We start from the raw sequence: 22,044 nt of genomic DNA, 5'->3' as shown, positions 1-22,044 counted from the left end.
GTGGGTGGCAGACACTGTCGCGGTGTTCTCAGATGCTGACGCCGCCGCGCTGTACGACGTACTGAACCCGTGGGATCCCGACCAGAGGTCCGACGACCGCTTTTACTTCCCGTTCGTCATGGGCGCGAAGTCGGTCTTGGACGTCGGTTGTGGCACCGGCGCCATGCTGCGTCTTGCTCGTGAGCGTGGCCATCGTGGTCGGCTGGTCGGCCTGGACCCGGACCAGGCGGCGCTGGACCGGGCCCGGCGCCGGGCTGATGTTGAGTGGGTGGAGGGCACTGCGGCGGAGGCGGAGAGCGGCGCCGGCTTCGATCTCGCAACGATGACCGGCCATGCTTTCCAGGACCTGGTCACTGATCATGACGTGCGCGCTTCGCTCGCCGCGATCTATGGCGCCTTGCGCCGAGGTGGACGTTTCGTCTTCGAGACGAGGCATCCGCAGGCACGGGCTTGGGAAGGTTGGACTCCTTCGAACCCGGATGACGTGGTCGACGTCGTCGACGAGGCCGGCAGTGCCTTGCGGTACTGGCACGACGTCGACTCCGTCGTCGGCGACGTGGTCACGATCCGTGGGACGGTGGCCCGGCCGGATGGCACGGTGCTGCGGGTCCTCAGCGAAAGCCTGCGGTTTCTCGGCGTTGCAGCACTCGGCGAGTTCCTCGCCGAGGCGGGCTTTGAGATCGAAGCACAGTACGGCAACTGGGACCGGGAACCGGTCACTGCCTCCAGCCGGGAGATCATCACGATCGCCCACCACCGGTAGGTGCCTGTCACTGATTCTCCTTCCTGCGGGGTGTGGGGATGCCGAGGTCGACGGCTGGTCGACGCAGGGTCTCGACGGTGGCCCACTCCCAGAAGGCGGCTTCCTCATCGGTGCCGATGTGGAGTGCCGTCGTCTTTGACGGTGATCATCTGGCGCCAGGTCGTGTAGTCCTCGGGCGAGATCCGCAGGTCGGCCTTGCCCGGGTTGATCGTCTCGATGTTCTTCCAGAAGTGGCGGGTGAGCTTGCAGATGAGGTCCTTGAGGGTGGCGTAGTCGGTGTCGGCCTTGCGGCGAGTGAAGTATTCGATGAGCAGGCCGCGCACGGCTTGATTGGAGACTTCGTACTGGTCGAGGAGTTCCTCGATGCTGCGCTGCCCGCGTAGCAGGGCGGCCCGCATCGACTCGGGTGTGGAGGGCGGGAAGTGACCCATCACGTGCAGAACGTTCCAGACGCCACGGCCGATCAGCCGGTTGGACGCCTGGCTTCCAGGTTGCAGAATGCAGCGCGCCTTCCGGTTCTCATGGGTGAAGTGCAGCAACGCGGCGGGGGTGACATCGCTGACGGCGACGCCCTGAACGGTCAGCAGCATGCACAACTCGTTGATGGCGTCGCGGCGGTGCACCTGGCGAAACTGGTGGACGCCCACCTGCTCGGCGTACTCGTTCAGATGTTGATCCTCCTGAGTGGCAATGAACATTGCCCCGTAGTTGGGCAGCGGGTTGCGCCGGAAGGCGAGCGGGGTCGGCTGGACGACGCGGAGACAGTAGAGAGCCCGGATGCCGGCGATGACGCCGATGCCTGTGGTCCGGCGCGATCCCACTTCGTCGGCGGCGATCTGTCCTTGGCCGAGTGGACTGGCATCCCATCGTTGCTGCCACGTGTCCCCGCTGAAGTCGAGGAGGTATCCCAGCAGCACTCGGGTGGAGTTCTTCCAGTTCAGGCGGGTAGCGCGGGGTGTTTCGGGCCAAATCGAGGAGGAGCCAGCCAGATGTGACAGGAGCAAGACGAAGGCTGTGGCGAACTCCCCATGCGGTCGAGGCAAGGTGGCCGCAACGGCGGGTTCGGGCGTGATGGGGCCGCCGACGAAGCGGCTGGGGAACTGGAGGCCCTCGGCTACCGGGCCGTGGCGACGGCTGAGGCCGGTGGTACGGAACTGGGTCTCAGGCACCGAACACCGCCGCGATGTCGTCAGCGTCGTAGCCGGTGGGGTAACTCCGCTCAACGCGCGTGGTGTTGTAGTACTCGTTGAGCTTGTCGAAGATCTCCTCGACACGCACCGCCAGGTACCGGCTGGTGGTCTGGATGTTGGCGTGGCGCAGTACGGCCTGCACTTCCGGCAGGGTCAGTTTGCCGCCGTTGGCCATGCGGCTGGCAGCGGTATGCCGCAGATCGTGCAGGGTCCAGTTGGTGCCCAGGGCCTCATTCGCGCGCTGGAGGATCCTGCGCATTGCCCAGTAGGACATCGGCCGGTCAGCCCCGCGGCGGGTTCGCCACAGCGGCTCGTCCGCTGGCGGGGTGCCGATCTCGTCAGAGGTATCGGGCCAAGCGCACGAACGCCTGCGGTGAGGCCGGGACGGCCTGGCGCTCGCGTGTGCCCTTGGAGATCACATAGATCTTCTGACCGGCCCAGTCGAGGTCGCCGATGCCGACACCGAGCAGTTCCTCGGCGCGGGCCCCGCTGGAGACGTAGAACTCCAGCAACGCGCGATCGCGTTCGCAGCCCATCCGCTCGAACAGCTCGTCCCACAGCCGATCAGGGATCGACCGAGGCGGCCGGTCGGCGACCTTCTGCCGCAGCCGGGCCCGGCCGAGTACCGGCTTGGGCTCCAGCGGACTGCGGTGAGCCAGGACACGACGCCGCTGCGGCGAAACAGGGACGGGGTTGGCGACCGGGCCGTTGCCCTGGTGCGCGTGAAACTCGTAGAACCCGCTCACCACCGACAGCGCGTGGTTGATCGTCCGTGGCGCGTACCCGACCCGCAGGACCGGCTTGCCGGTGCGCAGATTCACCGAGCCCGGGGCAGCGGCTCCGGCCGACTTCCGCTGACGCTGGGGATTCGCCGCCGACCGCAGCCACCCGGTCAGCACGGCCGTCTCCGCTTCGGTCGCCTTCTCCCACACCACACCGAGCAACCGCAGAAGGCGGAACCAGCGCAGCAGCCCGTACCCATAGCTGCGGACCGTGAGCGGACTGCTGTCGTTCAACGCCAGGTCGCGCAGATACGCGGTGATCGGCTCGATCTCGTCGTCGTACCCATTGACGACGATGTACGGAGGATGGATGCCCCGCGCCGGAAGCACCGCCCCCACGCGGGGAAGCTCCGCCCGCCCCTCCATCAGTTCATGTCGTAGATCCACTTCACTCTCCTCGTTGATCTCGGGAACCATCATGGGGATCAACGAGCAGAGATGGTGCAGATAACTGTGCATCTGTCCGGCTTCACTCCCCGCCAGTTGAAGCCCTCGGAACAGCACGAGCTGCTGACCTACGGTCTGGGCATCACCAATGTGGTCGCCCGGGCCACAGCGAGAGCAGACGAGCTGGCCGCCGAGGAGTTCCGCGAGGGCGGTCTGATCCTCACAGCCAAGGTCGAGCAACTGCGCCCGCAGTGGCTGGCGGTGGTGGGGGTCACCACCTACCGCACCGCCTTCGGCGAGCGTCGCGCACAGATCGGCCCGCAGGACCGGACGATCGGCAGTGCCCGCGTGTGGGCCCTGCCCAACCCCAGCGGCCTCAACGCCCGCTGGACCGCTCAGAGCATGGCCGCGGAGTACGGGCGCCTCCGCGCGGCAGCTGACGTCACCACTCCCAACCGTTCGGACTGAACCGGACTGCGGAAGCGAGCACCAGAGGTCTGCGGGGCTCGGGGGATTTGACGTCAGGGGGCGGGGGCTGCAGGGCCGGCGGCACCCGCGTCCTTACCTCCGAGGCTCGATGAGCACCCCGTCGATGCGCGGAGGTGATGGACGGTGGTCAACCGCCCGGCACTGACAACAGGTTCCCCGGCATGAGCCTTGAGGGGCTTTCAGCCTCTCTCGCCCATGCCCGGCGCCGTTCCCGGCCCCTTTTCGCGACCACCTCCCGATGTGCCCCACCAAGCCACGGGACATCGGTCCTCAGGCGTCCCTGCGCCTCATCGCCCACCAACCGGCGAGCAGCGCGAGGCCTGCCCAGCCGGCCGTGACGGCCAGCCCTGCCCATGGCCCCAGACTGCCCTCCGGATTCTGGTGCAGTACCAACTGTCCGGCCCGGTCGGGCAGATATTGCGCGACGCCGCCCGCGATGTCTCCGACCACGAAGGAGACGATCAGGATGAACGGGATGAGCAGACTGAGGACGGCGACGGCGCTGCGCAGCAGCACCGTCAGGCCGGCGGCGAACAGGGCCATGAGGGCGAGGTATATGCCGCCGCCGAAGGCGGCTCGGAGAGCTCCGGGTTCGCCCAGACCGATCGCGTACTTCCCCATGAACAGCTGGCCCACCAAGAACGCGGTAAAGCTGGTGGCGAGCCCGACCACCAGGGCGAGCGCGCCGATGAGGGTCATCTTCGCCGCGTAGAAGAGGTCACGGCGTGGCACCGCCACGAGCGATATCCGCAAGGCACCATTCAGATACTCGGAGGAGAGCGCTGTGGCGCCGAAGCTGATGGCAGCGATCTGGCCGAAGTTCAGTGCGTAGAAGGCGCCGAAGACCAGGTCGGTGTCCGCGTTCTCCGCCTCGGCCTGACCAACGGTGGCGAAGGCGAGCAGGGTGACAGCGAGTGTCACCAGGAAGACCGCCATCAAGGAACCGGCCACGGACCGTACTGATCTGATCTTGATCCATTCGGAACGGAGCACGTCGGTGGTCGACATGGTCAGGCCTCCTGACGGGTAGCGGGTGACGCTGCTGCGGACGCGAATTCCGTCGCATCGGCCGTGAGATCGAGATAGGCCTGCTCCAAAGTGGCCTGTTCGTCGATGAGTTCAAGAATGGGGATGCCCTCGAAGGCGGCGATGGCGCCAACCTCCTCCGCCCTGGCGCCCTCGACGATCCAGCGCCCGTCGTCGCTCTGTACGAGCTCGTGTCCCTTGCCGGTCAGCACGTCGCGGAGCCGACCCGGCTCCGTCGTGCGTACGCGCACGCGCGGGCGGCTGCGGGAGTCGAGGAATTCCTGCGTCGGCTGGTCGACAAGGAGTCTGCCTTGGCCGAGGACCACGAGGTGGTCGGCGAACGACGACGTCTCGTTCATCAGGTGACTGGAGACGAGAACCGTGCGGCCTTCGCGGGCCAGCCGTTTCATCAGCTCCCGGATCCAGATGATGCCTTCCGGATCCAGCCCGTTCGACGGTTCGTCCAGCATGACGACGTCCGGGTCGCCGAGCAGAGCAGCCGCTATGCCGAGGCGCTGTCGCATACCCAGCGAGAACGTCTTGATCCGGTGGCCGCCGACCCGGCCGAGCCCCGCCTCCTCCAGAACCGCCTCGACCCTGCCGGCAGCAAGGCCGTTGCTCGTCGCGAGAGCCAGCAGATGGTTCCGCGCGGTCCGCGAACCGTGGGCGGCCTGGGCATCGAGCAACGCGCCGACCCGGCGCAGCGGATGGTCGAGTGCGGCGTAAGTCTGCCCGCCGACAGTGGCCGTACCACCGGTCGGCCGGTCCAGGCCGAGGACGAGTCGCATGGTGGTGGACTTGCCGGCGCCGTTCGGGCCGAGGAAACCGGTGACCCGGCCGGGTCGCACACTGAACGTGAGGCGGTCCACTGCGCGGGTCGCGCCGTATTCCTTGGTGAGCTCATGGACGTCGATGCTGGTCATGTCCTCAGCCTGGCGGCCTCACCCCATTCCCGCCCTCCCCCGCCGGAGGGGATCATCTCCCTCGCTCGGGGGAGCCGTCACGTTCGCGACGGCTGGCACGATGGCGGCATGCGCCGCCTTCTCCGTCCGCTGACCGAGCCAGTCACCTACACCCGCTGGCTGCACATGCTCATTCCGTGGGCGGCCTGCAGCGTGTGGCTGTTCATCTCCATGGACACCCCATGGGCCCTCGTGATCTTTGCCGTGCCCGTGGGCCTGGTCCCCGGAATGCGGCTCGCCGAGGGGGTTCAGGCCCAGCTGTTGCTGATGCCGTCGGAGCGCGGCAGACCCGACGCAGCGATCTCCGCGGCTCCGGCGGAGACCTGGGCGGCCCGCTGGCGGACCGTGGTCTGGCTGGAGGTGCGGCTGCTGCTCTCGGTGGTCGCGGGGTACGCGACGATGTGGTTGTCCGCCACGGCAGTTGACCTCGTCCTCACCGCGTCGGGTTCGGGCCCGAGCGACGACTGGCTGATCCGCGGGGTGGAGCCGCACTGGTGGTACGCGCTGCTTGCACCCGTGCCTCTTCTCCTGTTGCTCGCAGTTGTCGTGATATGCGGTGAGGTGATCACGGCGGCGGCGCGGCGACTGCTCGGTCCGTCACCGGTGGAGCGGTTGACCGCGCTGGAGGAGCGCACCGAGCAGTTGCTGGAGCGCAATCGCATTGCGCGCGAGCTGCACGACTCGATCGGGCACGCCCTGACCGTGGCGGTCGTCCAGGCGGGTGCGGCGCGGGCGGCGAACGATCCGGCGTTCACCGAGCGGGCACTGGCCGCGATCGAGGAGACGGGCCGGGCGGCACTGGACGATCTGGAGCGGGTGCTCCGGGTCCTGCGGGAATCGGAAGCACCGGTGGGACAGCGGCCGACACTCGCCGAGGCGGACCGGCTGCTGGACTCGGCGCGCGGTTCGGGGGCGAAGGTCGATGCCGAGGTCTCCGGTCCGGTGGAGCTGGTGCCGGGACCGGTGTCCCGCGAGGGGTACCGGATCCTGCAGGAGTCCCTCACCAATGTGCTGCGTCACTCCGGGTCCGTCCCCGTGCGGGTGAGGATCACGGTCGCGGACGGCTGGCTGGAGCTTGAGGTGACCAATCCGCTCACCGGGTCGACAGGTACTCCGGGCGGCGGCAGCGGACTGCGGGGCATACGTGAGCGGGCCGCGCTCCTGGGCGGAAAGGCCAAGACCGGTCCGTACGACGGCGAGTGGAGGGTGCACGCGAGCCTCCCGCTGGACGGCCTAAGCTGACCGGATGCCGGTTACCGTTCTTCTGGTCGACGACGAACCCCTCGTGCGCGCGGGACTGCGTGCGGTGCTTGAGGCCCAGCCCGATATCGAGGTGGTGGGCGAGGCCGCCGACGGTGCCGCAGTGATCCCGCTGCTGCGCCGACTGCGCCCCGATGTGGTGGCGATGGACGTGCGCATGCCCTTGATGGACGGCATCGAGGCAACCCGGGTGGTGCTGCGCACGGTGCCGGATCCGCCGAAGATCCTGGTGGTGACCACGTTCGAGAACGACGAGTACGTGTACGAGGCGCTGCGCGCCGGGGCGGACGGTTTTCTGCTCAAGCGGGCCCGGCCCTCGGAGATCGTGCATGCGGTGCGTCTGGTCGCCGAGGGCGAGTCACTGCTCTTCCCGGCCGCGGTCCGGCAGCTCGCCGCCGAGTACGGGACGAGCAAGGCCAAGGCGGCCATGGAGCGCGCGGCGCTCACCGAGCGGGAGGAGGCGGTGCTCCGTTTGATGGCCCAGGGACTGTCCAATGCGGAGATCGCCGCCAAGCTGGTGGTCGGTGTCGAGACGGTGAAGACCCATGTCAGCGCCGTACTGGCCAAGTTGGGGGCCAGGGACCGGACGCAGGCGGTGATCGCCGCGTACGAGTCAGGGTTCGTGGCTCCGGGCTGACGCCGACGGCGCCCGGATCCCTGTTCCGGGTTACGGTCGCTCCGCTTCCGGGCAGCGAGTACGATCCGCCTGACATGCTCGCGAGCTGGGAGGACACACCGTGGGCCGGTTGACCGGTGGGGACCCGTCGCTGTTGCGACGGATCAATTCCGCGGTGGTACTTCATGCCCTCAGGGGCGCCCACTCCCCCACGCTCACGGACCTGACTCGCATCACGGGTCTGTCCCGGCCAACGGTCGAGGGCGTCGTCGAGGGGCTTTTCGAGGCCGGTCTGGTCGTCGAATCGGTGCCCGACGAGGGTGAGGTCCGACGTCAGGGCAGGCCGGCCCGCAGGTTCCGGTTCCGCGCCGAGGCGGGACATCTGCTCGGCATCGAGATCGGCCCGCACCGCGTCTCCGCACTTCTGTCGGGGCTGGACGGCAGGATCATCGGCGCCGGTTCGCGCGAGGTGTCGGAGACGGCTTCCGCGGACGACCGGCTCGACCGGGTGAGGGCCGTCGTCGCCGATCTGCTGCGGCGCTCGGGGGTGGCCCGGAGCAGTCTGCGTGCGGTCGGGGTGGGCAGTCCGGGGATCGTGGAGGCCGACGGGACCGTACGCCTGGGCACCGCGCTGCCGGACTGGACCGGTCTCGCGCTCGGTGAGCGGCTGCGGCGCTCCTTCCGCTGTCCGGTGCTCGTGGAGAACGACGCGAACGCCGCGGCGGTGGCCGAGCACTGGAAGGGTGCCGCGACCGAGTCGGACGACATCGTGTTCGTCCTGGCGGGGCTGAGCCCGGGGGCCGGTTCGCTGATCGGCGGACGGCTGCATCGTGGTTACGGCGGTGCAGCGGGCGAGATCGGCGCACTCCATCTGCTGGGCCGCGAGGCCACACCGGAAAAGCTGCTGTCGACGACGGACACGCCGCTGGATCCGCTGGACGAGCAGGCGGTCGCCGCGGTGTTCGCGGAGGCCCGGCACGGCAATGTGCGGGCTCAGGCTGCGGTGGAGCGGTTCATCCAGCGGCTGGTGCACGATGTGGCGGCGCTGGTGCTGGCGCTCGACCCGGAGCTGGTGGTCATCGGCGGCTGGGCCGCCGGGCTGGACGGAGTGCTGGATCCGCTCCGCGGTGAGCTGGCCCGGTACTGTCTCCGGCCGCCGCGGGTCGCGCTGTCGCTGCTGGGCGAGGCGGCCGTGGCCACGGGCGCCCTGCGGCTGGCGCTCGCCCATGTCGAGGAGCAGCTCTTCGCCGTGGAGGGATCGGTGACGGCCCGCCGCTGAGCGCGACGGGCCGTTCGCTGCGTTCGAAGCCGGCGGGACCGGCCGGGCTCAGGACGCGTGGCGCTCCTGGCCGGGGTGGCTGAACTCCAGGTCGCCGGAGTCACCGAAGGTGAGTCGGCACGTGTCGGCCCGGTAGGTGGCGACGGAGACCGCAGCCGTGCCGCCCGCCGCGAGGTAACGGGTGGTGACGACGAGGACCGGTGCGCCGGGGAGCCGGTCGAGCTCCTTGGCGTCGTCCGCTCGCGCGGAGCCGAGCTCCACCGAGCGGTCCTGGCCGTCGAGGCCGAGACGGTGCAGTTCCCGCACGACGCTGCGGGCGCGGGCGGCACCCGACGGGGTCTCGATCGCGGACAGTTCAGGCACGGACGCCGACGGCACGTACAGCAATTCCGCAGCGACCGGCTGCCCCTGAGTGACCCGGAGCCGGCGAACGATGTGCACCGGCTCGTCGCTCTCCACGTCGAGCATGGCGAGGACCGGGGCGGGCGCTGTCGCGGTCGTGCAGCCGATGGGCTGCCAGGCCTCGTCGGCGCCGCCCGTCCAGTCGTGCTGCGCGGTCGAGACGGCGACGCCCACGCGCGGCGGGGCGACAGTGGTCCCCACGCCGCGGCGGCGCTGCAGCCTGCCTTCGAGTTCGAGCTGCTCCAGAGCCTGTCGGAGCGTTGCCCGGGCGACGCCGAACCTGGCTGCGAGCTCGCGCTCGTTGGGCAGGATCTCTCCCACCGCAAAGTCCGAGTCGAGTGCCTCACTGAGGACGGTCTTGAGGTGCCAGTACTTCGGCTCCTGCACCGATTTCAGCTGCGTGGTGCCCACCCTGTCCTCCGCAATCACCCAGCGTCTTTTTCCGCGACGTTATTTATTAAAGGTTCCTGTCTTAACGTTGAGACCATAGGGCGGCACACCCCCTTGGTCAAGACCAATCCTTGTTCCGTCACGCTGCGAATCGGGGGCCTCCCGCTCGCGCGTCAGACGGCGCCCCTTCCGGTGCCGGTCCTCCCGGATCTCGAAGTCCATCGCATCCCCTGAGCTGGGGTGTTGCGACGACCACTAGAACTCAAGGAGGGTCCGTGGGGCTTCGGCCAGGCAGGGCGTCGGAACGGGTGGCTATGCGACGGCCAGGTTGGCTTGTCAGGGTTGCGGACGATATACGATGTCGCCGCCCGCCGCCACGGCAAGAATCCGTTCGGTGAGGTCGCGGCGCTGGGCCGGGTCGACGTCGTAACGCGGCTTGCGCTCCTCCACGTGCCGCCGCGCGCCCGGCGCACCGCGGCCTCGGTCCTGTCGAGCGTCGTGGCGATCTCTCCGTACGGGAAGCCGAAGGCCTCGCGCAGGACGAAGACGGCGCGCTCCAGCGGGGAGGGCGATTCGAGGACGACCAGCACGGCGACGGACACGGAGTCCGCGAGGACGGCCTGCTCGGCAGTGTCGGGCACGGCAGGTCCGAAGTCGGTGACAAAGGTTCGGGCAGCCATGGTCCGACGTGGGCCTCGCGCCTGGGTCTACAGCTGTCGCAGCCGGTCGATGGCGAGGCGGGTGGTGGTCCGCACGAGAAACGCGCGCGGCTCCCGTACGTCGTCGCGTGGCGCGGCCGACCAGCGCAGCCACGCCTCCTGCACCACGTCTTCGGCGTCGGCGATCCGGCCGAGCATCAGAGAGCCAGGGCTTGTCGACGGAGGCCTCGCGGCCGGCGTGCGCGAGCTGGATGGCGGGGACCGCTCCGTGTGCGCGGAGCGCCGCGGTGAGTCGGGCGAACCCTTCCTGCCGGCGGTCGTTCCGGAGGCCCAGGTCCCACGGGCTGATGCGCCCGTCGGGGCGGACACCGGTGGCCTCGACCATCACCAGGCCCGCGCCGCCGGCGGCGGAGCCGCCAGGTGCGCGAGGTGGAAGTCGGTCGGCGCCCCGGTGTCCGGCCCGGTGGGGGCGGCGGTGGCCTTCTCCAGGCCCCTGCCGTCGATCAGCGTCGTCCTTCCCCGGCACCGAGGTCAGCGGGATCGCCGCCGGTCTTCATATCATCGCCTGCCTGCCCGAACGGTACGGTCCCGAGCCGGTGTTCCTTCAGCGCGCTGCCGGTCGCGGCATCGCGCTGCGGCCGCTCAGCGACTGCGGCACCACGCGCCCTGCGGGCCGCACGGTGAACCTGGTTCGCGGTTATGCGCATCTGGCGCCCCCGGACATCGCGCGCGGCGTACGGCTGCTGGCGCGGGCCCAACGGGACACGCGCGGACGGGACATCGACAGGAGCCGGGGCCCGGTGTTCATCTGAGGTTGGTGTGCCCGCCGCCGACGGGCACAAAGGTGGGGCCCGTCGACCGGCCACCCGTATCTCTGTCCCGCTGCCCCCGGAGGCACCTCGATGTCGTACCGTCCGCGCATCCCTTCGCCCGACCGCCGCACGGTGCTGCGCGGTTCGCTCGCCGCTTCGGCCGCGCTCGCCCTTCCCGTGGCGGGAGCGGCGGCCCCCGCTTTCGCCCTGTCCGGCCGTCCGCGCGCGGGCTGGGGCGTTCAGGTGGGTGATGTCACGGCGTCGTCCGCCCTGGTGTGGGTGCGTGCGGACCGGCCGGCCCGGATGATCGTGGAAACGTCGGCGACGGAGTCGTTCCGGCGGGCCCGCACCTGGTACGGCCCGCTCGTCGGTCCGGGTACGGACTTCACCGGGACGACACCGCTGTACGGACTTCCGGCGGGCGAGCAGGTGCACTACCGGGTGACGCTCGCGGACCCGGACGATCCGCGCCGGAGCGGTGATCCGGTGTACGGAACGTTCCGTACCGCGCCTGCCCGGCGCCGGGACGGGGTGCGCTTCCTGTGGTCCGGCGACATCGCGGGGCAGGGCTGGGGCATCAACCCGGACATCGGCGGATACCGGGTCTACGACGAGATGCGCCGCCTCGACCCGGACTTCTTCCTCTGCAGCGGCGACAACATCTATGCGGACGGTGTGATCGAGCCGAGCGTGACGCTGCCCGACGGCAGGGTCTGGCGGAACATCACCACCGAGGAGAAGGCGAAAGTCGCCGAGACGCTCGCCGAGTACCGCGGGAACTTCCGCTACAACCTCCTTGACGACAACCTGAAGAAGTTCAACGCGCAGGTGCCATCGATCATCCAGTGGGACGACCACGAGGTACGCAACAACTGGTATCCCGGGCAGATCCTGGACGACGCCCGGTACACCGAGAAGAACGTGAATGTGCTGGCAGCGCGCTCGATGCAGGCATTCCGCGAGTACTTCCCGGTGTCCACGCTGCACGAATCGTCCGGCGACGGCCGGGTGCACCGGGTGGTGCGCCACGGGCCGCTGCTCGATGTGTTCGTCCTCGACATGCGGTCGTTCCGGAACGCCAACTCCCCCGGCCGGCAGCCCGACGACACCACGGGCATCCTCGGCGCCGAGCAGCTCCGCTGGCTCAAGCGTGAGCTGTCGCGGTCCCGCGCGGTGTGGAAAGTGATCGCCGCAGACATGCCGCTGGGACTGGTCGTCACAGACGGTGCGACGAACTTCGAGGCGGTGGCGCAGGGCGACCCCGGTGCCCCGCTCGGCCGTGTGCTGCAGATCGCCGAGCTGCTGCGATTCATCAAGCACCGCCGGATCACCGGCACGGTCTGGCTGACCGCCGACGTGCACTACACATCGGCGCAGCACTACGCCCCCGAGCGCGCGGCGTTCAAGGACTTCGCACCGTTCTGGGAGTTCGTGTCGGGGCCGTTGGCCGCCGGTGGATTCCCCGCCAACGCACTCGACAACACCTTCGGCCCCGACCAGGTCTTCCTGCGGGCGCCCGACCGGGCGAACGTGTCGCCGATGGAGTCGCCGCAGTTCTTCGGTGAGGTCGACATCGACGGGGACAGCGGCGAGTTGACGGTGCGGCTGCGGGCGCAGGGCGGTTCGGTGCTGTTCACCACGGTGCTGCAGCCGGGGCGCGTCGGACAGTGAGCGGACGCCCGTAGCCGACGTCGGGCGAGGCCCCGGACAGCCGTCCGGGGCCTATTGTCAGTGGTGGGTTCTACGGTTTTTGCATGACCCGATCCGTACAGGCCCTGGCCTACTCCCGCCCTTCCGTTCTCGAGTCCTCCCAGGCCGGACAGTTGCTCGGCCTGGAGACCGCGGGCGGTCTGACGCCGCGGGGTGCAGAGCCCCATCCCCGGTTCTTCACCGGCTTTCTCGCCTCGCCGCGGATCGCCGCCCGCGGGCTGCTGGCCGTGGCGGACGTGGCGTCAGCGCGCTATTACCAGCGGACCCTGCCCTCCTCCCTCGACCCGGTGGTGACGGGGAACGGCGACCGGCTGCGCTTCGAGTCGTTCTCCGGCTGCTGCGGCGTGTATGCGCGCCTCGACGTGCTGCAGGACGGTCTGGACGGCGCGGAGACAGGGCACGGCACGACGAATGTGGATGTCAACAACCCGCTGCGGGAGGCGCTTTCGCGGATAGCGGAAGACGATCCGCTGCATCTCCGGGTCGGTCCTGAGGAGATGGCGGTCACCACACCGGCCGGTCCGGTCGTGGAGAAGAAGGTGCCGCTGCCGGACCGTTGGCTGCGCGGGTTCGCCGAGGCGCAGGTGGTCTCCGCCGGTTTCGATCTGCGGGCGGAGCTGTCCGCGACGGAGGCGGTCCGGTTCCTGCGCGCGCTGCCGCGCTCGTCGGGAAACGCGTCGCGCGGCGCTCAGTGGGTCGTCCCCGCCGGGAAGACCCTGCGGCCGACCACTCGGCCGGTGGCCGGCGCAGTGTGCCTGCCCGGGCCCGAGCGGCTGGTGACGCTCCAGCGGGTGCTGCGTCACGCGACGGCGTTGCGGGTGTACGGGCCGGTGGCCGACGGCGCCGCCGCCGCGAGCGCCTGGGAGGTGGTACTGCCGGGAATGCGTCTCACGCTGACGCTGTCGCCCGACGCCTCACGAGGTTTCTCCGGTGAGGGCGGCGTGCTCGACGCGCTGGCCACCGACGATGCGGCGGCCGACGCCGAGCTGGTGTCCGTACTGCTCGCCTGGGAGCCGCGGATCGAACCGGCGGACCTCGCCGAGCAGTCGGGGCTTTCGGTAAAGCGGGTACGGGCTGCCCTCACCCGGCTGGGCACAGCGGGCCGGGTGGGGTACGACCTCGCGAACGCGGCGTACTTCCACCGTGAGCTGCCGTACAACGCCGACCGGGCCGAGCGGCACAATCCGCGTCTGGTCGCCGCCCGCCAGCTGGCCGGCTCGGGCGCCGTCGCGCTGGACGGGGAGCTGGCTGCCGTCGCCTCGGGGGACCACCGCTACCAGGTGAGGGAGAAGGACGGAGTGCTGAGCTGTACCTGCCAGTGGTGGGCGGACTACCGGCGGCGGCGGGGCCCTTGCAAGCACGCTCTCGCCGTCCGGATGGTCCGCCGGGGCGCACCGGTTGCCGGGGGTGTGCGATGAAGGAGCTGCTCACTGCGGTACGTGAGGGACGCAAGGAAGACGTCCCCGGACTGCTCCTGCCGCTGGACCAGGCGGAACGCCGTTCTGCTCTGGCGGAGTTGAAGGCGCTGCGCAAGGAGTCGCGGAGCTGGGCATGGCGCGAACGGGACAAGATCCAGAAGGCCCTGCTGATCGCCGGAGCGGGTTGTCACTCCGGAGCTGCCGGCTGCGCCACCTGGATCGGTGGCCGGGAGCTGCGCGACTGGACGCGCTCCCCGTACCCGCTGGTCCTCGACGTGCTCGCGGACCGTGATCCTGCCTGGCTCGGCGACCTCGCCCACCGGCTGGCCGCGCGGCCCACCGCCACCCGGATCGACTACGAGTTCGTCTCCGAACTGGTGAAGAGGGCACAGTGCCCCGTGCCCGCCACAGAGGGTTTCGTCGTCGGCTGGGCGGAGAGGGTCTCCACCCCGCAGTGGCAGCGGAAGGGCGCGCGGCCGCTGATCGACATACTGCGTGCGGATCCGCATCTCGCGGTGATGGTGCCACGGCTCTTCGAGACGACGGAGCTGCCCCCGCAGGTCATCTGGTACGGCGATCAGGACCCCGAATCCGCAGACAACTGGCCCTCGGCGCTGGCCACTTCGGTGGAGGAGGGGCTGCTGGAGCGGTCCGTGCTCGTCAACTGCTGCATGACCCGGTTGCTCCGTGGCGGAAAGCCCGGCGATCTGCGGTTCTTCCTGGCCGTGCTGCGCCGGCTCGCGCTGACGGAGCAGGAGGAGGCCGAGCGGGTCGCCGACTGGATCGGGATGGCTGCGGACGGCATGTCGACCGTCGCGGGCCATGCGCAGGATGTGCTGGCCCGGCTGGACGAGCGCGGTGGCCTGACCGTGCGGGAGCTGGCGGACGCTTCGGGTTCGGTGCTGTTCCGGACGGAGAAGAAGCTGGTCCGGGCCCAGCTCGTGCTGCTCGGCAAGGCACTGCGCCGCGACGCTTCGGCGGCCGAAGAACTGCTGCCGGTCGTCGCCGAGGCATTCGGTCACGAGGACATCGGCATCCAGGAGCGGGCGCTGAAGCTGGTGGCGCGGTACGCGCCCCCTGTCGGCGACCCCTTGCGCGAGGAACTCGCCATGTCCGCAGAGCTGTTGGGGCCGGTGCACCGGGCAGCGGCGGCGGAGGTGTTCGGGGATCTTCTGGATGCCCGACCACCGGCCGAGCCGTACGAGGAGATGCTGCCGCCGGTTCCTGCTCCGCGTCGGCTCGAACCTGCGCCGGAGACGACCGCCGAGCTCGTCGAGGAGGTGGTGGCACTGGTGCGATCCGGATCACGGGAGCCGGCCGCCTTCGAGCGGGCCCTGGACGGACTGGTCCGCCATGCCCACACGGACCGTCCGGCGCTGGCGGATGCGCTGCGCGACGCACTGGCGGGTCAGTGGTGGCTCGACGACACATCGTCCCACGTCGAGCGGACGCTCAGCTCGGACGCGGGCATCGAACTCGTCGTGGCCGTACTGCTCGAACGGGTCTCGGTGCGAGCCGTTCACGACGGGCGTGCCGGCTGGACCGGGACCGGCACCTGTGTCCATGCCGCGCTCGACGGAGTCCTCCGGGCACGGCTGTGGGAGGCCGCCTACTCGGTACTGATCGGCAGGTCGCCGTTCCTGCTGGCCACTCCGACATGGCACACCGGCTCGCTGGACCCGGCGGTGCTGGTCGAGCGGCTGCGTACGTATCGGCGGCTCGGGGTCGAACCCGGGGAAGCCGATTTCGCCCAGGCGCTGCTGCGCGTGCGGCGCAGCGGTCGGCACGAGGCGGCGGAGGCGGCGGAGGCGGCCACCCTGCTCGGCACCGCGCAGGGTGACCGGCTGGCTGCCTGGCTCGACGCGGACGAACCGGTCGCACCTGTGCGGCAGCACCATCTGGAGAACGAACAGCCGCCTGCGCGCACCTGGTTGCAGCGATCCACTGCCGGGACACGACGCGTCCTGTTGGCCACCGCGGAAAGTCCGGTCATTCAGCAGGAGTTCCCGCGTTCCTTCCACTGGCTGGGCCGCCCGCACTTCCCGGACGGGCGCCTGTGCTACCACTGGGGCGAGGATCCCGGCTCCTGGCTCGCCACCCTGCCCGAGGACGGCGAGACGATGGCCGCCTGGATGCTGCCCGCCGTCGCCACCTGCGCGACCGAGGAGCTACGGGGTGCGGCCTGGCCGCTGCCCCTGCTCGTCGAGCTGGGAGGCCCGGCCGCCGGGGCCATCCATCTGGCCGTGGCGTACGGGCTGGGCGCCCGCCATCCGAAGGACAGGTTGTCGGCGGTCGACGCCCTGCTGGTGCTCGCGGCCCAGAGCAGGCTCGACGCGGCGCTGCTCGGCCGGGAACTGGCGATTCTGGTCGACCGTGAGCTGGTGAAACCCAACCGTGTGGCGGAGTCCGCCCGTACGGCTGCCGCCACCGGCGCATACCGGACGGTGTTCACCGTGCTGGCCGCCGCGCTGCCCGCGCTGCTGGCGTACGAGCAGGCCCCGCGCGGGCTGAGCGACCTGCTGTCCGTGGCCGCCGAATGCACGGAACGCTGCGGTGCGGTGGCGGCCGAGCCAATACCCGGGCTGGCGGCTCTGGCCGCGCGCGGCGGCTCGTCGCAGCTGGTACGTCATGCGGCACGGCTGCAGGCGGCCCGGGAAAAGGGATCGGAGACGACGGCCGACGACATCGTGCCGTAACCCGCAGCGACGGGTCACGCCCCACCGTGACCCGTCCCGCCCCGCCTTCGAAGTGCCCAGGCCCGCCGCAAACCCCGCGGCGGCCGCAGTCATCCACGACAGCAACCAGTAGAAACGGGTGATAGAGGACTAGATCCACACTTAACCCATCAGTCACAAGGCGTTCGTGATCAGGCAACACCGCTCCGTCACAGTGAGCTCATGACTGATGTGACATCCGCGAAGAGTGCCCGCCGCCCGCACCACTGGCGACGGGACCTGATCGAGCTGGCCGCCCTGTTCACCGCCGTCGCGGTGGCCGACGCGATCGCCAACATGATCGGGCACCAGCCCGATGGACCGTATCTGCTGATCGCCTCGGCCCTGGCCCTCGTGGCGACGGTCGCGTTCCACACCTGGTGGGCACGGCGGCACAGTCACGCCCCGCCGCCAACCGGCGTCGGCTACAGCGTGGACCTGTCCCACCACACGGTCACCGACAACGCGGCGGCCACCGCTGCCGCCGCACTCGTGACCACGCCCACCGCCGCCGGTCCGGCCCCGTCCGACGAGGACACGGTGCTGTGGCGGATGCGCACCACGGTCCGGGACACCCCCGGCAGCCTCGCCGCGCTCTGCATCGCGCTCGCCCGGCACCGGATCGACATCCTCACTCTGCAGACGCATCCGCTGGCACAGGGCACGGTCGACGAGTTCCTGCTGCGCGCCCCCGCCTCGCTCCAGGTCCGGCAGCTGAGCCGGGCGATCTCCGCCGCGGGCGGCAGCTCCACCTGGATCGAGCGGGCCGACGCGCACGACCTGGTGGACGCCCCGACCCGGATCCTGGAACTCGCCACCCGCACCGCCCTGGACGCCGCTGAACTCCCGCTCGCCCTGCGCCAGTTGCTCGGGCGCTGCACCATCCACTCGCTGCCCGCCGTCTCGATCACCGGCCGTGCGACCGGCGAGAGCGCACCGGTCGAAGGGATGCTCGAGGAGACAGTGATGCGACTGCGCGACCCGTCCGGCGGTGCGATCACCATCGAGCGGCCCTATCTGCCGTTCACCCCGACCGAGTTCGCCCGGGCCCGCGCCCTGGTCGAGCTCGACGCCCGGCTCGGCCCCCGCGTCCCGCGCAGCGAGCACGTGCTCACGCTCCCCGAGGGCAACGAGATCACCGTCCGCCGCGCGGACCGGAGCGACCTGGCCGCCGCCCGCGCCATGCACAACCGCTGCTCCGAGCAGACGCTGCGGCTGCGCTACCACGGTCCCGTCCGCGACGCCGACCGCTACCTGGACCACCTGCTGAGCCCCAGGTTCGGCCGCACCCTGGCCGTCCAGACGGCCTCCGGCCGCCTGGTCGCCCTGGGACACCTCCTCTGGGACGGTGACGAGACCGAGGTGGCCCTCCTCGTCGAGGACGACTGGCAGCACCGGGGCATCGGTTCGGAGCTCCTCGGCCGCCTGGCGACGCTCGCCGTGGAGGCCGGCTGCGACAGCGTCTACGCCGTCACCCAGGCGTCCAACACCGGCATGGTCGCCGCCATGCGAGCCCTCGAACTTCCCCTCGACTACCAGATCGAGGAGGGCACACTCGTCATCACCGCCCGGCTGGACGCGACTCCGGTACGCTCCCTGCCGCCGTACGAGCAGGCGAGTCGCTGAGCGCCTGACAGAGGTCGGCCCACAGGTCCTCGACGTCCTCCAGGCCGACCGACATACGCAGCAGCCGGTCCCCGACACCGGAAGCCTGCCGGTCTCCCTCATCCACAATGCGGTGGCTGATGGAGGCCGGATGCTGGATCAGCGTGTCCACACTGCCGAGACTCACCGCGGGAGTGATGAGCCGTACGGCGGAGATCACCCGGTGCGGATCCCCGTACACCTCGAAGGAGACCATCGCCCCGCCCACCGCCGGGTAGTGGACCCTGGCGATGCGCGGGTCGGCGGCCAGCCGACGGGACAGTTCGGCGGCGCTCGCGGAAGCGGCACGTACCCGTACCGGCAAGGTGGACAGACCCCGCAGCAGCAGATATCCGGCCATCGGATGCAGTACCCCGCCGGTGGCGAAGCGCACCTGTCGCAGCCGGGCCGCGAACTCCTCGTCGCAGGCGACGACGCCGCCCATCACATCGCCGTGCCCGCCCAGGTACTTGGTGGCGCTGTGCAGAACGATCCGTGCGCCGTGCTCGACGGGCCGCTGGAGGACCGGCGTGGCAAAGGTGTTGTCGACGAGCAGCGGAACCGACCCGCAGGAGTGCGCGAGCGCCCGGATGTCGACCTCGGCAAGCGTCGGGTTGGCCGGTGTCTCGACCACGACCAGGCCGGTGTCCGGACGGATCGCCTCCGCGATGCCCGCCGGATCGGTCCAGGTGACTTCGGTGCCCAGCAGTCCGGCACCGAGAAGATGGTCACTGCAGCCGTACAGCGGGCGGACCGCGATCACATGGCGCAGTCCCATGCTCGCGCGGGCCAGCAGAACCGCGGTGAACGCCGCCATTCCGCTGGCGAACGACACAGCGCTCTCGGTCCCTTCGAGCCGGGCCAGAGCCGTTTCGAACCGGGCCGTGGTCGGGTTGTCGAGCCGGGCGTAGACAGGCGGCCCGTCGAGCCGGGCGCCGGTGGTGGCGAAGGTGTCGATCCGTTCCGCCTCTCCCCTGGAGTCGTACGAGGGGTAGGTGGTGGACAGATCAATCGGCGGGGCGTGCAGGCCGAGTGCAGCGAGGTCGTCGCGTCCAGCGTGCACGGCTTCGGTAGCCAGCGCCCTGGACCGGGGTGTCGTCGAGGGCCGCATCGAGGCTTCAGTGTCCATGACACCACTCTGAACAGGTGACGGGCCGTGGCGTCGAAGCACCGTGCTACGTTCGGCGAATGGCCGATTCCGTCGTTCTGGACCCGGTGGACCTGCACATTCTGCGGCTGCTGCAGAACGATGCCCGGACCACGTACCGCGAGCTCGCCGCCGAGGTCGGGGTCGCACCGTCGACCTGTCTGGACCGGGTGGCCCGGCTGCGCCGCTCAGGCGTGATTCTCGGCCACCGGCTGCGTCTCGACCCGGCCAGGATCGGCCGTGGTCTGGAGGCGCTGCTCTCGGTGCAGGTCCGCCCGCACCGCAGGGAGCTCATCGGCCCGTTCGTCGAGCGGATCAGGGCTTTGCCGGAGTCCCGTGCGCTCTTCCATCTGACCGGCCCCGACGACTATCTGGTCCACGTGGCCGTTGCCGACACCGCGGATCTGCAGCGGCTGGTGCTCGACGAGTTCACCTCGCGGCGCGAAGTGGCCCGGGTGGAGACGCGGCTGATATTCCAGCAGTGGGAGTGCGGGCCACTGTTGCCGCCGGCCGCCACGGCGCCCGGAAGGACCGCAGAATCCGAATGACCGGTTCCGGCCACCGCGGTCGGTGATCCGCGTCCACCACGTCGAACCGGAATGGGCTGTGTCAAGTCCCTGAGATCTATTGATAGTGACGCGGGCCCTCTGGCCGTACGAAGATGTCCGCATGTCAGACACTTCGAACAGCGCGCTGCCCCGCCAGGTCGCCGACGCCTACGTCGACGCATTCATCGAACTCGACCCGATCTCAGGTACCTACCTCGGTGTGGCGGAAAGCTCCCGCCGTCTTCCCGACTTCTCCCCCGCCGGGCAGGAAGCCCTTGCCGAACTCGCCCGCGCCACCCTGGTGAAGCTCGACGCCGCCGAGCAGCTCCCTGGCGCGGACAGCGACGCAGAGCGCCGCTGTGGCCGCCTGCTGCGCGAGCGGCTGTCCGCGGAGATCGCTGTCCATGAGGCCGATGAGAGCCTGCGAGCCGTCTCCAACCTGCACTCACCGGCGCACAGCGTCCGCGAGGTGCTGACGGTGACGCCGACCGAGACCGATGAGGACTGGGCGGCGGTCGTGGAGCGGCTGCTCGCGGTTCCCGGAGCCCTGGAGGGGTACCGCGCCTCGCTCGCGCTCGGCCTGGAACGGAAGCTGTACGGCGGTCCGCGCGCCACCGCCACCTTCATCGGCCAGCTGACCGAGTGGGTCGGACAGGACGGAACGGGGTTCTACCAGGGCTTCGTCGCCGCGGGCCCGGACTCGCTGCGCGCGGATCTGGACGACGCCGCCCGGCAGGCCACGGAGGCCACGGAGGCGCTGCGTGACTGGATGCGCGATGTGTACGCCCCCGCGGTCGAGGGTGCGCCCGACACGGTGGGCCGCGAGCGGTACGCCCGCTGGTCGCGTTACTTCAACGGTACCGATCTGGATCTCGACGAGGCGTACGCGTACGGCTGGTCCGAGTATCACCGGCTGCTCGGCGAGATGAAGACCGAGGCCGACAAGGTGCTGCCCGGGGCCGGCCCCTGGGAGGCGCTGGCCCATCTCGATGTACATGGCAAGCACATCGAGGGTGTCGACGAGGTCCAGGCCTGGCTGCAGGGCCTGATGGACGAGGCGATCGAAGCCCTCGACGGCACACACTTCGAACTCGCCGAGCGGGTACGGAAGGTGGAGTCCCGGATCGCACCGCCCGGCGGCGCCGCGGCCCCGTACTACACGGGTCCGTCCGAGGACTTCTCCCGCCCCGGCCGCACCTGGCTGCCCACCATGGGCGAGACCCGCTTCCCGGTGTACGACCTGGTCTCCACCTGGTACCACGAGGGTGTCCCGGGCCACCACCTGCAGATCGCCCAGTGGGCCCATGTCGCCGACAGTCTCTCCCGCTACCAGGCGTCGATCGGCATCGTCAGCGCCAATGCCGAGGGCTGGGCGCTGTACGCGGAACGGCTCATGGACGAGCTCGGCTTCCTGCCCGACGCGGAGCGCCGCCTCGGCTACCTGGACGCGCAGATGATGCGTGCCTGCCGGGTGATCGTGGACATCGGCATGCACGCGGAGATGGAGATCCCGGCGGACTCCCCCTTCCACCCCGGTGAGCGGTGGACACCCGAGCTGGCGCAGGAGTTCTTCGGCAACCACAGCGGCCGGCCGGCGGACTTCGTGGAGAGCGAGCTGACCCGCTACCTGTCCATGCCGGGGCAGGCCATCGGTTACAAGCTGGGCGAGCGTGCCTGGCTGCTGGGCCGGGAGAACGCGCGCAAGGCGCACGGCGACGCGTTCGATGCGAAGGCCTGGCACATGGCCGCCCTGTCGCAGGGGCCGCTGGGTCTGGACGATCTGGTCGACGAGCTGTCGAAGCTCTGACCCGGACGGTTATCGACACGAAGGCGGTCGGGCCCGGTT

18 protein-coding genes and 3 pseudogenes are annotated in these 22,044 nt (G+C 70.1%); 12 read left to right on the top strand and 9 right to left on the bottom strand.

The features are described from left to right. The first annotated feature begins 4 nt into the window (after nucleotides 1–4). Nucleotides 5–763 (top strand): class I SAM-dependent methyltransferase, encoded by a 759-nt coding sequence (locus ACWD6R_RS07735; RefSeq protein ID WP_451817872.1) that lies wholly within the window; start codon nucleotides 5–7, stop codon nucleotides 761–763. A 104-nt stretch (nucleotides 764–867) separates the two neighbouring features. On the opposite strand, the gene ACWD6R_RS07730 is transcribed toward ACWD6R_RS07735, so the two are convergent. From ACWD6R_RS07730 to ACWD6R_RS07720, 3 genes are all read right to left on the bottom strand, one after another. Further along, complete coding sequence (locus ACWD6R_RS07730; RefSeq protein WP_451817871.1) at nucleotides 868–1,680, bottom strand: hypothetical protein; 813 nt, start codon at nucleotides 1,678–1,680, stop codon at nucleotides 868–870. Between the two features lie 244 nt (nucleotides 1,681–1,924). Beyond that, nucleotides 1,925–2,212: a site-specific integrase gene (locus tag ACWD6R_RS07725; protein ID WP_451817870.1), complete on the bottom strand. Its 288-nt coding sequence runs from the start codon at nucleotides 2,210–2,212 to the stop codon at nucleotides 1,925–1,927. A gap of 79 nt (nucleotides 2,213–2,291) precedes the next feature. Then, nucleotides 2,292–3,122 (bottom strand): hypothetical protein, encoded by an 831-nt coding sequence (locus ACWD6R_RS07720; protein WP_451817869.1) that lies wholly within the window; start codon nucleotides 3,120–3,122, stop codon nucleotides 2,292–2,294. A gap of 51 nt (nucleotides 3,123–3,173) precedes the next feature. Here ACWD6R_RS07720 and ACWD6R_RS07715 point away from each other — a divergent pair, with 51 nt between their 5' ends. Beyond that, nucleotides 3,174–3,590 (top strand): mismatch-specific DNA-glycosylase, encoded by a 417-nt coding sequence (locus tag ACWD6R_RS07715; protein WP_451817868.1) that lies wholly within the window; start codon nucleotides 3,174–3,176, stop codon nucleotides 3,588–3,590. A gap of 291 nt (nucleotides 3,591–3,881) precedes the next feature. Here ACWD6R_RS07715 and ACWD6R_RS07710 read toward each other — a convergent pair whose 3' ends face one another. Together ACWD6R_RS07710 and ACWD6R_RS07705 are read right to left on the bottom strand one after the other, a co-directional pair. Beyond that, nucleotides 3,882–4,619 (bottom strand): ABC transporter permease, encoded by a 738-nt coding sequence (locus ACWD6R_RS07710; protein WP_451817867.1) that lies wholly within the window; start codon nucleotides 4,617–4,619, stop codon nucleotides 3,882–3,884. Between the two features lie 2 nt (nucleotides 4,620–4,621). Beyond that, entirely contained in the window at nucleotides 4,622–5,560 is a 939-nt protein-coding gene (locus ACWD6R_RS07705) for an ABC transporter ATP-binding protein (RefSeq protein WP_451817866.1), read from the bottom strand. Between the two features lie 108 nt (nucleotides 5,561–5,668). On the opposite strand from ACWD6R_RS07705, the gene ACWD6R_RS07700 reads away from it, so the two are divergent. The 3 genes from ACWD6R_RS07700 to ACWD6R_RS07690 all read left to right on the top strand — a co-directional run bounded on the left by ACWD6R_RS07700 (nucleotide 5,669) and on the right by ACWD6R_RS07690 (nucleotide 8,754). Continuing rightward, nucleotides 5,669–6,841, top strand: a complete 1,173-nt coding sequence (locus ACWD6R_RS07700; RefSeq protein WP_451817865.1) for a sensor histidine kinase — start codon at nucleotides 5,669–5,671, stop codon at nucleotides 6,839–6,841. A 4-nt stretch (nucleotides 6,842–6,845) separates the two neighbouring features. Next, on the top strand, nucleotides 6,846–7,496 hold the full coding sequence (locus ACWD6R_RS07695) for a response regulator (RefSeq protein WP_451817864.1): 651 nt from the start codon (nucleotides 6,846–6,848) through the stop codon (nucleotides 7,494–7,496). Nucleotides 7,497–7,596: 100 nt separating this feature from the next. After that, on the top strand, nucleotides 7,597–8,754 hold the full coding sequence (locus tag ACWD6R_RS07690; protein ID WP_451817863.1) for an ROK family protein: 1,158 nt from the start codon (nucleotides 7,597–7,599) through the stop codon (nucleotides 8,752–8,754). A gap of 48 nt (nucleotides 8,755–8,802) precedes the next feature. Here ACWD6R_RS07690 and ACWD6R_RS07685 read toward each other — a convergent pair whose 3' ends face one another. The 3 genes and pseudogenes from ACWD6R_RS07685 to ACWD6R_RS07675 all read right to left on the bottom strand — a co-directional run. Then, nucleotides 8,803–9,567, bottom strand: coding sequence for a GntR family transcriptional regulator (locus ACWD6R_RS07685; RefSeq protein ID WP_451817862.1), 765 nt, complete (start codon nucleotides 9,565–9,567; stop codon nucleotides 8,803–8,805). Nucleotides 9,568–9,903: 336 nt separating this feature from the next. Continuing rightward, nucleotides 9,904–10,403, bottom strand: a pseudogene (locus ACWD6R_RS07680) (sigma factor); the annotation flags it as partial. Next, nucleotides 10,402–10,682, bottom strand: a pseudogene (locus ACWD6R_RS07675) (oxidoreductase); the annotation flags it as partial. The pseudogenes ACWD6R_RS07675 and ACWD6R_RS07680, both read right to left, overlap by 2 nt. 38 nt (nucleotides 10,683–10,720) lie before the next feature. Here ACWD6R_RS07675 and ACWD6R_RS07670 point away from each other — a divergent pair. From ACWD6R_RS07670 to ACWD6R_RS07650, 5 genes and pseudogenes are all read left to right on the top strand, one after another. After that, nucleotides 10,721–11,017, top strand: a pseudogene (locus ACWD6R_RS07670) (hypothetical protein); the annotation flags it as partial. A 90-nt stretch (nucleotides 11,018–11,107) separates the two neighbouring features. Further along, nucleotides 11,108–12,688 carry an alkaline phosphatase D family protein gene (locus tag ACWD6R_RS07665; RefSeq protein ID WP_451817861.1) on the top strand — a complete coding sequence of 527 codons (1,581 nt, stop codon included), beginning with the start codon at nucleotides 11,108–11,110 and terminating at the stop codon, nucleotides 12,686–12,688. An 83-nt stretch (nucleotides 12,689–12,771) separates the two neighbouring features. Continuing rightward, entirely contained in the window at nucleotides 12,772–14,145 is a 1,374-nt protein-coding gene (locus tag ACWD6R_RS07660) for an SWIM zinc finger family protein (protein WP_451817860.1), read from the top strand. Then, nucleotides 14,142–16,841, top strand: coding sequence for a DUF6493 family protein (locus tag ACWD6R_RS07655; protein WP_451817859.1), 2,700 nt, complete (start codon nucleotides 14,142–14,144; stop codon nucleotides 16,839–16,841). Before ACWD6R_RS07660 ends, ACWD6R_RS07655 begins: the two co-directional genes overlap by 4 nt. A 210-nt stretch (nucleotides 16,842–17,051) precedes the next feature. Next, the gene (locus ACWD6R_RS07650; RefSeq protein ID WP_451817946.1) at nucleotides 17,052–18,485 is read left to right on the top strand and encodes a GNAT family N-acetyltransferase; all 1,434 of its coding nucleotides are present in this window, start codon (nucleotides 17,052–17,054) and stop codon (nucleotides 18,483–18,485) included. Here the strand turns inward: ACWD6R_RS07650 and ACWD6R_RS07645 are convergent. Beyond that, nucleotides 18,421–19,632, bottom strand: coding sequence for a trans-sulfuration enzyme family protein (locus tag ACWD6R_RS07645; RefSeq protein WP_451817858.1), 1,212 nt, complete (start codon nucleotides 19,630–19,632; stop codon nucleotides 18,421–18,423). The two genes, ACWD6R_RS07650 and ACWD6R_RS07645, sit on opposite strands and share 65 nt — an antisense overlap. Before the next feature lie 59 nt (nucleotides 19,633–19,691). Between ACWD6R_RS07645 and ACWD6R_RS07640 the strand changes: the two genes are divergently transcribed. Beyond that, nucleotides 19,692–20,198 (top strand): Lrp/AsnC family transcriptional regulator, encoded by a 507-nt coding sequence (locus tag ACWD6R_RS07640; RefSeq protein WP_451817857.1) that lies wholly within the window; start codon nucleotides 19,692–19,694, stop codon nucleotides 20,196–20,198. 121 nt (nucleotides 20,199–20,319) lie between these two features. Then, a complete protein-coding gene (locus ACWD6R_RS07635) occupies nucleotides 20,320–22,005 on the top strand; it encodes a DUF885 domain-containing protein (RefSeq protein ID WP_451817856.1) in 1,686 nt (561 codons plus the stop codon). Nucleotides 22,006–22,044 lie beyond the last annotated feature (39 nt).

The organism is Streptomyces sp. NPDC005151, assembly GCF_053599875.1.
Note: the sequence above shows the minus strand (reverse complement) of the source record. Positions and strands in the feature narration are given on the sequence as shown.

Bases quoted from the DNA above. Each gene is read 5' to 3' on its own strand.
- ACWD6R_RS07725 (WP_451817870.1), bottom strand. From the start codon at position 2,212: ATGCGCAGGATCCTCCAGCGCGCGAATGAGGCCCTGGGCACCAACTGG.
- ACWD6R_RS07715 (WP_451817868.1), top strand. From the start codon at position 3,174: ATGGTGCAGATAACTGTGCATCTGTCCGGCTTCACTCCCCGCCAGTTG.
- ACWD6R_RS07710 (WP_451817867.1), bottom strand. From the start codon at position 4,619: ATGTCGACCACCGACGTGCTCCGTTCCGAATGGATCAAGATCAGATCA.
- ACWD6R_RS07705 (WP_451817866.1), bottom strand. From the start codon at position 5,560: ATGACCAGCATCGACGTCCATGAGCTCACCAAGGAATACGGCGCGACC.
- ACWD6R_RS07700 (WP_451817865.1), top strand. From the start codon at position 5,669: ATGCGCCGCCTTCTCCGTCCGCTGACCGAGCCAGTCACCTACACCCGC.
- ACWD6R_RS07695 (WP_451817864.1), top strand. From the start codon at position 6,846: ATGCCGGTTACCGTTCTTCTGGTCGACGACGAACCCCTCGTGCGCGCG.
- ACWD6R_RS07665 (WP_451817861.1), top strand. From the start codon at position 11,108: ATGTCGTACCGTCCGCGCATCCCTTCGCCCGACCGCCGCACGGTGCTG.
- ACWD6R_RS07660 (WP_451817860.1), top strand. From the start codon at position 12,772: ATGACCCGATCCGTACAGGCCCTGGCCTACTCCCGCCCTTCCGTTCTC.
- ACWD6R_RS07655 (WP_451817859.1), top strand. From the start codon at position 14,142: ATGAAGGAGCTGCTCACTGCGGTACGTGAGGGACGCAAGGAAGACGTC.
- ACWD6R_RS07645 (WP_451817858.1), bottom strand. From the start codon at position 19,632: ATGGACACTGAAGCCTCGATGCGGCCCTCGACGACACCCCGGTCCAGG.
- ACWD6R_RS07640 (WP_451817857.1), top strand. From the start codon at position 19,692: ATGGCCGATTCCGTCGTTCTGGACCCGGTGGACCTGCACATTCTGCGG.
- ACWD6R_RS07635 (WP_451817856.1), top strand. From the start codon at position 20,320: ATGTCAGACACTTCGAACAGCGCGCTGCCCCGCCAGGTCGCCGACGCC.